This window comes from Streptomyces sp. NPDC036984 (assembly GCF_055607665.1).
Genome location: NZ_JBVJRL010000009.1, coordinates 224189 through 237760, shown reverse-complemented (window position 1 = coordinate 237760; position 13572 = coordinate 224189). Strand labels below are relative to the sequence as shown.

7 protein-coding genes are annotated in these 13572 nt (G+C 72.0%); 6 read left to right on the top strand and 1 reads right to left on the bottom strand.

The window, feature by feature from the left end; genetic code table 11:
* The first annotated feature begins 74 nt into the window (after window positions 1-74).
* From ACZ7DL_RS19280 to ACZ7DL_RS19270, 3 genes are read left to right on the top strand one after another with little or no spacing between them, the layout of a single operon-like run.
* Window positions 75-1571, top strand: a complete 1497-nt coding sequence (locus tag ACZ7DL_RS19280; RefSeq protein ID WP_470775358.1) for a vWA-MoxR associated conflict system protein — start codon at window positions 75-77, stop codon at window positions 1569-1571.
* On the top strand, window positions 1568-2509 hold the full coding sequence (locus ACZ7DL_RS19275; protein WP_470775357.1) for an AAA family ATPase: 942 nt from the start codon (window positions 1568-1570) through the stop codon (window positions 2507-2509). Before ACZ7DL_RS19280 ends, ACZ7DL_RS19275 begins: the two co-directional genes overlap by 4 nt.
* Window positions 2502-6707, top strand: a complete 4206-nt coding sequence (locus ACZ7DL_RS19270; protein ID WP_470775356.1) for an SAV_2336 N-terminal domain-related protein — start codon at window positions 2502-2504, stop codon at window positions 6705-6707. The genes ACZ7DL_RS19275 and ACZ7DL_RS19270 overlap by 8 nt, the downstream gene beginning before the upstream one ends.
* On the opposite strand, the gene ACZ7DL_RS19265 is transcribed toward ACZ7DL_RS19270, so the two are convergent.
* Window positions 6708-7718 carry a LysR family transcriptional regulator gene (locus ACZ7DL_RS19265; RefSeq protein WP_470775355.1) on the bottom strand — a complete coding sequence of 337 codons (1011 nt, stop codon included), beginning with the start codon at window positions 7716-7718 and terminating at the stop codon, window positions 6708-6710. It abuts the gene before it with no gap.
* Window positions 7719-7899: 181 nt separating this feature from the next.
* On the opposite strand from ACZ7DL_RS19265, the gene snpA reads away from it, so the two are divergent.
* From snpA to ACZ7DL_RS19250, 3 genes are all read left to right on the top strand, one after another.
* A complete protein-coding gene (gene snpA, locus ACZ7DL_RS19260) occupies window positions 7900-8586 on the top strand; it encodes a snapalysin (protein WP_470775354.1) in 687 nt (228 codons plus the stop codon).
* A 211-nt stretch (window positions 8587-8797) separates the two neighbouring features.
* On the top strand, window positions 8798-9229 hold the full coding sequence (locus ACZ7DL_RS19255; protein ID WP_470775353.1) for a CU044_2847 family protein: 432 nt from the start codon (window positions 8798-8800) through the stop codon (window positions 9227-9229).
* Complete coding sequence (locus ACZ7DL_RS19250) at window positions 9216-13544, top strand: nSTAND1 domain-containing NTPase (protein ID WP_470775352.1); 4329 nt, start codon at window positions 9216-9218, stop codon at window positions 13542-13544. Before ACZ7DL_RS19255 ends, ACZ7DL_RS19250 begins: the two co-directional genes overlap by 14 nt.
* Window positions 13545-13572 lie beyond the last annotated feature (28 nt).

The following is a 13572-nucleotide window of genomic DNA, read 5'->3' as shown; positions in this document are numbered from 1 at the left end:
CACCGGGACCCGGCTGTCGGGACGGCCGGGCCGCGGCCGTGGCTGACGTGGCCGTGCCCGGCCAGAGCCTGCGCGTGACTGCGCGAGGTCCCGGAGCCATCGGCGCCGGCGGCGACATGCACGGCAATGCCGTGGGCGCCGGCAGCAGCGTGACGTACATCGGACAGCAGATAGTGATGCAGGTGGACCGGGAAGGCACCTCGGTGCCGGCTCCGGACGTGCTGCGCGCCATGAGCCGGGACCATGTCGTCGGCGCGATCGGCGACACCGAGATACGCGAGGCCGTGGCCACCTGGCGACCCGGCACGACCGTCCCCGCTGCCGTCTCGTTCGCCCAACTCGTCGCCTGGCAGCGGGAACTCGCCGCCGCGAAGCAGCCGGACGAGGCATCGGGCCGTATGGCCTGTGCGGTCGCGGGGTTGATGGAGTGTGCCGTCACGGCTGAATTCCTTGCGGACGTGTTTCCCACTGCGCTGACCAGTGACCGGCTGAGCACCGTGGCCCGCCTCGCCGGTCTGCCGTCCCGTCCGCTGGATGCCGAGCCGCTCCGGGGGATGCTGGAGTACGCCGTCTTCGAGGCCCAGCCTCTCGCCGCGGCCCCCGGCGCGGTCCTGGCCCGAGTCGTCGCCGCCTTCGCCTCCCTCACCGGGACCGACCGCACGGATGCCCGGCTCACGGACTGGGCCGGCGCGCGGGGTCTGCTCGTCCATCTCAACGACGCCCTGAACGAGTTCAGCTGCCCGGCGCCCGGCCTGCGGCTCGTGATCAGCCTCGCCGACGCACGCAGGGGGTCCCGGGGAGAGGCGGAGTACTGGCTCCTGCGCGAGGGCGGGGCGATACGGACGGGCGATCCGGTCTCCCTCGCACACGACCCGGCCGGTGTCATGGAGGCGATCAAGCGCGCGCTGGCGTGGGCGCGCGAACATCTGCGGGCGGACGAGACGCTGGTGCACGTCGATGTCGCGGCGCCGGTGAGCCTGCTCACCGACCTCATGAGCGGTACGTGGGCTCTGGAGGACCAGCCGATCGGGATGTTCACGCTGGGCGCCCGGCACTCCCTGCTGATGCGCTGGAGCGGTCGGCTGAGCCCTGATCCCTCGGTGCCGGACGCCTCGGACATCGCGGAGATCAACGATGCGGCGCGCAAGGCCCTCCAGGAGATGTCCCAGTGCGCCGAACCGGTCACCTGGCTCGACAGCGGCGTCTTCCGGCCGGAAGCGGAAGTGAGCCTGAAGCGGCAGCTGGCCACAGGGCGGATGGGAGCGGCCATCGGCTTCGGCGCGACCTCCGTGCTCGACCGCGCACTGGCCCTCCTGCTGCCCTACGCCCCCATCGTCGTCTGGCCCCGCCCCGGCGCCCCGGGCCTGGACGACACCTTCCGTGCTCGCGTCCGTACCTACTGGCACCGCCAGCCGCAGGACTTCGCCGATGCCTACCGCAAGCACGAGACCGAGCACACCTCCGACACGTGCCTGTGCGACCTGCACGCGGTCTCCCACGACGAGACCTGGCTGAACTTCTGCCGGCTGATGAACCGCCGCACCGTGGCAGCGCCCAAGGAGACACCGTGAACTGGATGCCCTACTACCGAGGCGACGGCGTGCGTCGCGAGGCGGAGCTCGCCCCGCCGCCACCGTGGCGAACCTTCCCGCGCAAGTCCCAGCACGTGCAGTACCGTCCGCCCGCCGGCATGACGGACGCGGTCAACGCCGCCCTGCACCTGCGCCGCCCGCTCCTCGTCACCGGCCCGGCCGGTTCCGGGAAGTCCAGCGTCATCGACCAGGTGGCGCACGAGATGGGCCTCGGTGATGTCCTGCGCTGGCACATCACCTCGCGCAGCACCCTGGCCGAGGCGCTCTACCGCTACGACGCCCTGGGCCGCATCCACGCCCAGAACCTCGGGCAGCCGCGCGGCGACACCGAACGGCCGCAGCAGGACGACATCGCCCCGTTCCTTCAGCTCGGGCCGCTCGGCACCGCCCTCCTGCCCACCGGCCGCCCCCGCGCGCTGCTCATCGACGAGATCGACAAGAGCGACATCGACCTGCCCAGCGATCTTCTGGAAGTACTGGAGAGCGGCGAGTACGAGATCCCGGAACTCATGCGCTACCGCGAGCCGAAGGTCAGGGTGCGCACCTGGGGAAGCCGGGACACGCACGAGATCACGCACGGCCTGGTGAAGTGTACGGAGTTCCCCTTCATCGTCCTCACCAGCAACGGCGACCGGGACTTTCCGCCCGCGTTCCTGAGGCGCTGCATCCGCTTCACCATGCCCCGGCTCACCCCCGACGCGCTCACCGACATCGTGAGCGCCCACCTGAAGCGGCCGGTCGATTCCGGGGCCGCCGAGCTGATCGCTCAGTTCGCCGCTCGCATCACCCAGGGCGAGCACCTGGCCGTGGATCAACTCCTCAACGCGGTGGCGCTGCTGACCGCCTCGGACGGGCCCGGCGGCACCCAGGCCGACCAGTTGCGCACCCTCCTGCTGCGAGAACTCGCCCGTGACTGACGCCTTGGCGCGCCTCCTCGCCGCTGTGCACGCCCACGTCGAGGACGTGGACGCGCCGCTGCTCGCCGATGCCGCCTGGCTGGCCGCCGCCCGCGCCGCGCACACCGTCTCCCAGGAGACGTCCGCCCCTCGGCCCCCCGAGCCGACCAGGCATGTCCCCGCCCCCGACCGGCAGGCCCCCGCCTCGAACGGACCGACGCCACCGCCCACCGCAGGCGCACCCGTGTCCGCCCGGCGCTCGGACGACGGCGCCACCGTCGTGCGGGGCATACCGCTGTCGCTCGCGCCTCCCTCTCCGCTCCCCGAAGCCCTGGCCATCGGTCGTGCGCTCCGTCCCTTCCGCAGGCCCTGGTCTCGCGGCCTGCGCACCCGGCTCGACATCGACGCGACCATCGATCACTACGCCCGCAGCGGCCTCCTGCTGCCGGTGTTCACGCCGGCTCCCGAACGATGGTTCGAGGTCGTCCTCGTCGTGGACGCGTCACTGACCATGACGCTCTGGGAGGACCTGGTCCAGGCGCTCAGCCATCTGATGCAGGAGCTCGGAGCTTTCCGTGCCGTCCACACCTGGAGCCTCACCTGGCTGGACGGAGGACCCACCCTCCACGACCACAAGGGACACGCGGTTCCCCTGCACCGGGCGGCGCAGCACAGCGGCAGCCCCAGGGGCAGACGGCTGATCCTCATGCTCACGGACTGCGCGGCCCCCGGATGGCGCCAGGACGCCCCCTGGCGCATGCTCCGGGCCTGGGGACGAGCCGCCCCCCTCGCCCTGGTCAACCCTCTGCCCAGACGCCTGTGGCACCGGTCGGCGCTCAACTACCCGCCCTCCCAGGCGTTCGCCCCCTCTCCCGCCGCCCCCACCGCCGCCCTGCGCCCCACCGACCGCACCTGGGCCGCACAGCACGGACGGGGGCAGCTTCTGCCCACGCTGACGCCCACCCCGCACGCCCTGCGCACCTGGGCGCGCGTGGTGATGCGGGCGGATCCCCAGGGGTGTGAGGCAGTCCTGATACCCGCCGAGGGCCGTCCTCCCCGCAGCCGGCACGACCACGACCCGCCGGACCCCGGGGCGATGGCCGACGCCTTCGTGCGGACGGCCCCGGCCGCTGCCGTACGCCTGACCGTCCTCGCATCGGCGCTCAACAGCTTCACCGTCCCCATGCTCGAGGTCCTGCGAGAACGGGCACTGCCGGACACCCGCCCTTCGGACCTCGCCGAAGTCCTCAGCAGCGGACTGCTCACCGTCTCGCGGCAAGCAGGGCGCGCGCCCCTTCTGGCCTTCGCCCCCGCCGCCCGGGAACGCCTGCACCAGGAACTGACGCGTCGCGACGCCCGGCTCGTCCACCGGGCGATGAGCGCGCACGTCGCCGAACATCCCTACTCGCCGCACGGCATCAAGGCGGTCCTGCACAGCGATCACGGCCCGGGTGAGCTGTCCGCCGACCTTCAGCCGTTCGCGGAAGCCAGTGCTGCCGCGCTGAGGATGCTGGGCGTCAACGCCGTACCGGCTCCGGCCGTGGACGGCGCCCCCGCGGCCGTGCCCGTGCCGGCCCCGAGCTCGGAGCCGACGGTGACGACCGACCCGCCCGCCACCGGTCAGTCGTCGGAATCCCGGCCAGGCGCCGACACCGAGCGTGGCCGCCGCACACTGCTGCGCCGGCTTCAGGAATTCTTCCGTCCACCACCCGCGCCGCCCGTCACGGCTCATACGTCGTCGGACCAGCCGAGTGACACCGAGCAGCATGTCGGCGACCGGCTGGCGGCGCTGGTCGACGGCGAGTTGGACGACAGGGTGCGTGAACGCGTCCTGGCCCACCTGGCCACATGCGACCGTTGCAAAGCAGAGGTGGCTGCCCAGCGGCGGCTGAAAGACCTCCTTGCCGGCACATCTGCTGAGCCGCCTTCCGGCAGCCTGATCGCGCGCTTGCAGGGCCTGACGCCTCAGGGGGCCGGTGACGTCGTCGCCGACCCCGGCAGCGTCGCGGTGACAGGTCACAGGTCCGTCGCGGCGACGGGTCACATGTCCCTCGCGGTGACTGGTCACATGTCCGCCGCGCCCACCCCGAACTGGCCCGTTGTCGTCGGCGTCATCCCTTCGCTCGCCTCCGCCCAACAGCCCCGCCAAGAGATGCGTGACCGTATCGAGCGCATCTGGGCCGGTGACGGCACACCGGTGCTGTCCCAGGTTCTCTCCGGGAGCGGCGGTGTCGGCAAGACCCAACTGGCCGCCGCCTGCGCGCACCAGGCCCTCCAGGAAGGAACCGACCTGGTGGTGTGGGTGGACGCGGGCACGGTCGAGCACATCACGGCGGCCTACGCGTCAGCCGCGGACCGGATCGGGATCGCGCACGGCGGCGACATCGAGGAGAATGCGCGGCTTTTCTTGAACTGGCTCGCCACAACGAGCCGTTCTTGGCTGGTCGTCCTCGACGATGTCATGGAGCGCCCGACCGACCTCCACTCGTGGCTGCCCACCTCGCCGTCGCGACGTCACCGAGTTCTGATCACCACCCGCCGTCGTGACGCGGCTCTGAGTGCGGGAGGACGGTCTCTCGTTGCCGTCGATGTGTTCACATCCGAGGAAGCCGAGGCATACCTGCGCGAGCGCTTCACCGCGGCGGGAATGGCACACCTGCTCGACTCCCGGACGTCCGCACTGGTGAGGCAGTTGTCCGGTCTCCCTCTCGCCCTCAGCCATGCAGCCGCCTACATGATCAACTCGGGTGTGTCCTGCGGCACCTACCTGGAGAGGTTCAGGGACAACGGATCCCGGCTGGGGCTCATTGCTTCCGACACCTACGGCTACCAGGTGATGGAGGCTCTGCTTCTGTCCCTGGACGCCGCTCAGGACGAGAGCCCCGCAGGACTCGCCTGGCCGGCGATCCGCATTGCTTCGGTCCTTGATCCCGCCGGCCAGCCCCGGGATGTGTGGGGCACCAACGCCATCCATGCGTACCTGAGCACTTACCAGCGGAACCTCCCGGCCGGGGCGGCCTCGTCCGCTCTGCGTCTCCTTCACCGTTACAGCCTGGTGGACGACACCAGCGGTCCTGCGGGGTACGTACGCATCCACCGTCTCACCGCACGCGCAGTGAGAGAGAGGACCACCCCGCAGGAACTGCCCACCGTCGTCGCCGCCGCCGCCGACGCCTTGCTGGAACTCTGGCCGCGTCGGGAGACGTTCGACACCGAGCTGGTCTCTCTTCTCCGGTCGAACACCGACAAACTCTCCGCTTACTCCGAAGGGCATCTCTGGGATCCGGAGCGCGGCGGCCACCCGGTTCTCTTTCGCGCAGGTTCGAGCCTTCTCGACGCCGGGCTGGTCCGTGCGGCGATCGACTACTGGCAGCAAATCACCGACCAGGCAACGCGATCCCTCGGGTACGAGCATCCCGACACTCTTGCCGTCCTGGCGCACCTCGCCGCTTCCTACTTCCAAGCAGGCCGCGTCGCCGAGGCCATCACGTTGGAGGAACAGGTGGTTGTGGACCGGGAACGCCTGCTGGGGCCGAATCATCCCGACACCCTCACCGCCCGAGCCAACCTCGCCGCCTCCTACTTCCAGGCAGGCCGCGTCCCTGAGGCCATCACCGTGGAAGAACGAGTCGTCACCGACCGGGAACGCGTGCTGGGACCGGACCACCCCGACACCCCCACCGCCCGGGCCAACCTCGCCATCTCCTACCTGGAGGTCGGCCGGATCCAAGAGGCGATAGACCTCGCCGAGCGGGTACTCGCCGACCGGGAACGCCTGCTGGGACCGGACCACCCCGACACCCCCACCGCCCGGGCCAACCTCGCCGTCACCTACCTGGAGGTCGGCCGGATCCAAGAGGCGATCGCCCTCACCGAACGCGTACTGGCGGACCGAGTACGCCTGCTGGGACCGGACCACCCCGACACCCTCACCGCCCGGGCCAACCTCGCCGTCACCCTCCGGGAAGCAGGACGGACCGACGAGGCGATCGCCCTCACCGAACGCGTACTGGCGGACCTGGCACGCCTCCTGGGCCACGACCACCCCGACACCCTCACCGCCCGCACAAACCTCACCCGCATGCTCCGAGAAGCAGGACGCATTCCGGAAACAGAGAGCGTGGAGGAGCAACTGGGCCCCGGTCACGACCGATTGCCCGGCCCGGAGACAGGGGCGACGTTCGCCCCGAGGCAGTGGAACGCCAAGCGCAAGGGTTGATCACCGAGGCGCCATGGCCGCTCCCGGAGAGGCATGCGCACGCTTGTCCGGTCGGCGCACCACATACGGGACCTCTCCGGATGACCGCGCACGCTTCAGCCACTCGCGGTAGGCCGGCGCGTCGCGGGCCACCGCCCAATAGGCCTCCTCCAACTCCGGATAGGCATCGTCCAGTTCCGCCTCGGTGCGGGCCGCCAGCAGCAGGCGTACCCCGATCGGGTCGCCTTCGAGGGGGCGGATCGCGAGGTCGGGTCGGGGATGGGCGGTCGGCTGGCTGACCGTGACCACCTCGCCGGTGGCGGCCAGCGAGTAGGCGGTGAGGTAGTCGCCGTGCAGTATCTCGGAATCCAGGCCCGCGGCGCGCAGCACCCGGGACAGGGCGTCCCACTCGCCGTCGACAGTGGAGTCGACCATCCAGCGGTCGCCGGCCAGGTCGGCGAGGCGTACCTGCGGACGTGAAGCCGCCGGATGGTCCGCGGCGAGCGTGACGAACTGCGGTTCGCGCTCGATGAGCACGCGCAGGCGCAGGCTGGGCGGAATGCGCAGCGGACTGCCCTCGACCTCATGTACGAAGGCCATGTCGAGACGGCCGGTGGCGACCATGTCGAGCAGGGCGTTGGCGGACACGTTCATCTGAAGCGTCGGTTCGATGCGCGGTACCCGTGCCCTCAGCAGGCGCAGCCAGCCCGGGATGGCCCGGCTCGCCGTGGCGCCGATGCGCAGCTGGAACCCGCCGGCGGCCCGGGCTGCCGCCGCCCTGGTCTCGGTGACGATGGCGGCGAACTCCGCCACCAGCGGCCGGGCGCGGCTCAGCACCGCCAGCCCCAGCGGGGTGGGCCGGCACCCGGTCCGGTCGCGTACGAAGAGCTGAGCACCGAGGGCGCGCTCGATGCGCCGCAGCTGAGTGCTCAGCGAGGGCTGTGCCAGGCCCAGTTGGCGTGCCGCTTTGTGCAGGCTGCCGGTGTCGGCGATGGCACAGAGAACGCGCAGGTGCCTCACCTCCAACTCCATGGGGGGAGCGTAGGACGGCATGGGTTGCGACACCAGATGTTCAAGTTCCAACGAATGGGGACGAGTTGTGCGCCGATAGCCTCGCGCTATCCCCGATTGCCATCATCCCCCGTCGCGTTGGTCTGTCCGAGACTCACTGGCAACCGATCGTTCAACCCCACAGGACGAGAAGGAGCCCCCCATGGCGTCGTTCCGTACCGGCACCGGGTCGAAGACCTCAAGAAGACTTCTGACCCTGGCGCTGGGCCTCGGTCTGGCCTCGGCAGCGCTGGGCACCGCGACCCCGGCGAGCGCCCGGAAGACCGCCGAAGCACCCGCCCCCACCGCCGTCGGCTATGTGGGCGCGGCCGAGAAAGCCGACACCAAGGCGTTCTTCGACGCCGTGCTGAAGTCGGTCGCCGAGAGGCAGGCCGCCCAGCCGTCGCTGAAGGTGGTGACCGTCTACTACAACGCCTCGCAGGCCCCGAGCTTCCGCTCCCAGATAACGAGCGCCGCCTCCATCTGGAACAGCTCCGTGTCGAACGTCAAGCTCCAGGCGACCTCGGGCAGTGGCGACTTCGCCTACTACGAGGGCAGCGACCCGCGCGGGTCCTACGCCTCCACCAACGGCCACGGCCGCGGGTACATCTTCCTGGACTACGCGCAGAACCAGCAGTACGACTCCATACGGGTCGCCGCCCACGAGACCGGTCACGTGCTGGGTCTGCCCGACCACTACAGCGGCCCGTGCAGCGAGCTGATGTCGGGCGGCGGCCCCGGCCCGTCCTGCACCAACCGGTACCCGAACTCCACCGAGCGCGCCCGGGTCAACCAGCTGTGGGCCAACGGCCTCGCCAAGGCCCTCGCGCAGGCGGCCAAGACGGGCTGACCCGCTGGACGCGACGGACTGCGCTCCCCCACCGCCCAGCCCGTCACCAGGGTGCGGACCGCGGCACCGACCCGCGGTCCGCACCGCTGCCGTGCCGACGGGGCCGACCGAGCAGGGCGGGCCCACACCGAGACAGACCCACCGGCGCCCCATTAGGCTGGCCACCTGCATCGCGGGCGGCTCTGAGGGGAAGCGACGGTTCGGCGAACTCATGGCAGAGATACGGGAGTTCCTGGCGAGCGACGGCTCGGTCCTGCGCGTGGAGGTCGACGGTCCCGCGCCGCCGGCCGGTGACCCGTACGAGCCCGTGCGGCGGCGGCGCGGCGCGGACGGCCCGGTGACCGCGGCGGACACCCTGCGCCAGGCCGTCGACCGGGTCCGCCCGGCCGTCCAGGACGTCCTGGCCTCGCTGCGGGAGATGCCGCAGGCTCCCGACCGTGTCTCACTCGAGTTCGGGGTGAAGCTCAGCGCGGAGGCAGGCGTCGTCCTGGCCCGCGCCGGCACGGAGGCGCACTTCAAGGTGGCCCTGGAGTGGGAGCGCCAGGCGGGCGGCAGCGGCCGGCCGGACGCGGACGACGAGCCGGCCGCGGACGCGGACGAGGAGCCGGTCCCGGACGCGGAGCCCGGCGTTGACGGCGACTGAGGCCCAGCCGCCCGCCGTCCCGTCGGGAGGCGCCGAGTTCGAGCAGGGACTCGCCCGCCTCTTCGATCCGCGGGAAGAGCTGCTGGGCGCCGGATTCCTGCTGACCCCCGACCTGGTGTGCACGTGTGCGCACGTGGTGGCCGACGGCGACGCGGCCGATCCTCGCCGCCCGGACGAACCGCTCCGGGTCGACTTCCCGCTGGTGCCCGGCGGACCCCGGGAGCGGGTGACCGCGACGGTCGTCGTCTGGTCACTCGCCGACGACATCGCGGTCCTCCGGCTCGCCCGCGCGGTCCCCGGCACCGCGCCGCTTCCCCTGGCCGGCCCCGACGCCCCGCTCTACGGCCGTGAGGCCCGCCTCTACGGCTTCCCCGAGAGCACCGATGCGGGCGTGAACGCGCACGGCACCCTGCGCGGCGGCCAGGGGGCGGGCCTCATCCAGCTGGACGCCGGTCAGGGCAGCGTCGCGATCGAGCCGGGGTTCAGCGGCAGCCCGGTCTGGGACGTCGAAGCCCGCCGGGTGGTCGGCATGCTGGCCACGCGTGGCCGGGACGGCCTCGCCGGCACGGCCTATCTGATCCCCGGCCCGCGGCTGGCCGCGCAGGCACCGGACGTCCCCGACGATCCCGGCCCGTTCAAGGGCCTGTTGCGGTTCGAGGAGAGCGACGCGCACCTCTTCCTGGGACGTGCCAAGGAGACGGCCGCTCTCACGGTGGCGGTGCGCGAGCGGCCGCTGACCCTGCTGACCGGGCAGTCGGGCACGGGCAAGTCGTCACTGCTGCACGCCGGTCTGCTACCGCGGCTGCGCACGGCCCACGCCGTCACCGTGGTGCGCACACCGCAGGAGGCGGACGGCCCGGCCACGACGCTCGGCGAGGCACTGCTCGCCCTGTGGCAGGCGGCCGTACCCGGGGAGCACACCGGCGCCCGGCTGGCAGCCGTACGGGAGGCACTGGCCGGGGACGAGGTCGCGCTCGCCCATCTACGGGAGGAACTGCGGACCGCTTTCCAGGACCGGATGGGAGTGCTGATCCTCGACCAGTTCGAGGAGTACGCCGCCGCCGCACCGTCCGCCGCCCGCCAGGTGGTGACGTGGTGGCGCGAGCTGACCGCCGGCAGTGCGCCGGACCGGGGACTTCGGGCCGTCCTGTCCGCCCGGCACGCCACGCTGGACGTGCTGTCCGCCGTGCTGCCGGCCGCCGAGCGGGCCCGGGCCGTCGTGTCCCTGGACCCGCTCACCGACGAGGCGCTGAGCGAGGTCATCTCCGCACGGCTCGCCCCGATCCCCTGTGCCGGTCTCCAGGACGGTCTGAAGGAACTGCTGCTGCGCGACGCCCGGGACGCCCAGGACACCCGCGGCGAGAGCAACGCCCTGCCGCTGCTGGAATTCACACTGGCCGAGCTGTGGCGCCGGCGCTCCGGGGGACGCCTCACCCTGGCCGCCTACCAGGAACTGGGCGGCCTGTCCGGCGCGTTGGCCCACCACGCGCAACGCACCCTCGAAGCAGCCGTCGCGGAAGGCGTCGCCGACGAGCAGACCGCGCGCCGCCTGTTCCAGCGCCTGGCCCGCCCCGACGGACTCGGCCGGTTTCTGCCGGAAGCCGTGCCGTTGAGCGAACTGGACGAGGATCAGCGGCGGTTGGCCCGCCGCATGGCGCGACAGAAGCTGCTCGTGTGGCGGCCGCTGCCGGGCGACGCGCTCGGCGAGTCCCTGCGCATGGCCCACGAGGCCCTGCTGCGCGAGTGGGAGTGGTTGCGCACCTGTCTGCGCGAGGGCATGGAGTTCCGCGCCTGGCAGTCCCAGGTCGCGGGGGAGGCCGCCGCCTGGGACGCGGCCGGCCGCCCCCCGTTCGCGCCGGTCCCCGTGAAACTGCTGTGGGCCGTGGATCGCTGGGAACAGGAACGTGACAGGGACATCACTCCGCTCCAGCGGGCCTACCTGACCGCGGGTCGACGCCACGCACGCCGGGGCGCGTACGTCCTCCGCGGGTTCACGGCCGCCGTCACCGTCCTCACTCTGATGGCCGGCTGGCTGGCCTGGGACGCGAGCCACAGCCGCGACCGGATAGCGACGCAGCTGCGCGCGGCGGCCTCCGAGCAGTTGGCCGGCCTCTCGCAGGAGCGGTCGCCGACCGACTTCGGGCTCGCCGTGCAGATGGCGATGGGTGCGTGGGCGACGTCCCCCACGGACAAGGCCGGCGCCCAGCTGTTCCGGCAGTACCTGCGCCTGCGGGACGCGGAACGGGTGAACGCCGGACTGTGGCCGGGGAGCGTGGAACGGGTGACCGCCGCGTCGGAGACCGACGTGCTCGCGGTGACCACCAGGCCCGACAAGGGCAAGCGGACGGTCTCCGTCGTCCTGGACGCCGCCTCCGACCATCCCCGGGTCCACCGCCTCGAAGGCGTACCCGGGCAGGTCTCCCGGGACGCGCTGAGCGACGACGGGCGCTGGTACGCCACCGCGTCGGTGGACGGTTCGGTCCGGCTCTGGGAGATCGGGAAGAACCCCGAGCCGCGGCTGCTCCCCGGCGCACGACCGGAGTCGGACGACGTCTACTCCCCCTCGGTGGACTTCTCCGACGACTCCTCCCGCCTGCTGCGCCTGCACTCCTACGGAGTCGGGCGCGACGGCGGCGGCATGGATCAGCGTGCCGCACTCGACGTCTGGAGCGTGCCCTCCGGAGAGCCGGTCCCCGGAGCGGGGCGGACCGTCGCCGGCCGGGTGGTGGACGGCGCCGCCTTCGCGGACAAGGCCGACCGGGTGACCCTTCAGTGGATCCGCCATGCCGGGTCCCGTGGCTACCTGACCTCGGTCGGCGTCTTCTCGCTGCGGTCGGGGAAGGAGCAACGGCGGCTGGTCACGGAGGTGGACGAGCACAACGCCTTCATGGCCCGGGACAAGGTGCTCTCCGTGACCAAGGCCGACCGCGGCTCGGACGCGAGGTACGTGCGCGTGGACGGCGGCACAGCGGCTCGGGTGACTCCGTCACGCTTCTCCGGTCTCGACGCCACACGCCGCTTCAGCACGTACGTCCGCTCGGCCGAGCCCAGCAGCGACGGCCCGGAGTACGGGGTCCTGTCCGCCGTGGACGTTCTCGGCGGTGACACCTGGACGGCGGTGGTACCCAGCGACGGCACGTCCGACGAGTACGTGAAAGTGGCCATCTGGCCGCCTGCGTCCAGCGGGCGCCCCGTGGCGGTGGCGGCTTTCGGTGGCGGCTTGGTACGGCTGCGTCTCGGCAGGGATGTGCAGCCGTTGCCGTTCGACGCCGCCGGGGACCAGCCTGTGGCGCTCGATCCGCACCGCGACCGGTTCGCGACCGAGTACGAGGGCCGGTTGTACCTGAGCCGCACAGGAGCCCCGACCAGCAGTGCGCAACTGCCGGGTGACGCGGCGAACCGCGAGTGGGTGCCGCTCTGGGTGAGTTCGAAGGAGCGGGAGACGGTGGCCGTATGGGATGCCGACAGTCTCACGCTCCTGTTGTACGCGGCCGACGACTTCCACAGCCACCGCGAGGTCGATCTCGCCCGGCGCCTTCCCACGACAGCCCGAAGCTCCCGCATCGAGTCCGTGGCCCAACTGGGCAACGGCGAACTGGCCGTGCTGCTGACCTCCAACGACGTACTCCGGGTCGATCCCGTGACGGGTACCGTCGTCTCGGCTCCGCTGCGCGTGTCGCCGCCCGAGTCCGGCACCCGGATGCCCTGGACCGCCCCCGGCCAGGTCGTCCCCCGCCCGGGCCACCCCGACCAGGCGCTGATCATCAGCAGCTCCGGTCACCGCCTCGGACGGCTGATGGTCTGGGATCTCGTGAAGAACACCCGGGTCGCCGGCTGGACCTCGCCGGCCGGCGTGGCCGGGGACCTGGACACGCGCCAACCCACCGTAGTGTTCAGTCCGGAGGGCAACCTGATGGCCGTGGGGCACAGCGACAGCAAGGTTCGCTTCTGGGACGTGACGACCGGCCGCCGGACCGGGGGCGTGGTGCCCTACCCGTCCGGGACGGAGCTGCTCGAGATCACCGGCGACCGGACCTTCGTCTCGCTGAACTACGACCGGGGCCTACGGCTCCATGACGTCTCGGACGGCAGCGCGCTCGGCGAGGGCCCGGCCACGGCGGGCCCGTACCCGCTCGCCGCGGTCGTCTCCGGCACCCGCCTGCGGCTCGCCACCAACGGTCAGCTCCAGAGCGTCGACATCGCCCTGGACACCTGGCGGCGCCGTCTCTGCCAGGCGGCGGACCGCCCGTACACGGCGGCGGAACGCAAGCTGCTGCCGGCCGGCGCGCACACCGGCCGCCCGTGCACGGCGTGACGGACGGCCGGTGTACGTGTGTCCGAAC

Coding starts and splice junctions, on each gene's coding strand:
- ACZ7DL_RS19255 (WP_470775353.1), top strand. CDS start 8,798: ATGGCAGAGATACGGGAGTTCCTGGCGAGCGACGGCTCGGTCCTGCGC.
- snpA (WP_470775354.1), top strand. CDS start 7,900: ATGGCGTCGTTCCGTACCGGCACCGGGTCGAAGACCTCAAGAAGACTT.
- ACZ7DL_RS19265 (WP_470775355.1), bottom strand. CDS start 7,718: ATGGAGTTGGAGGTGAGGCACCTGCGCGTTCTCTGTGCCATCGCCGAC.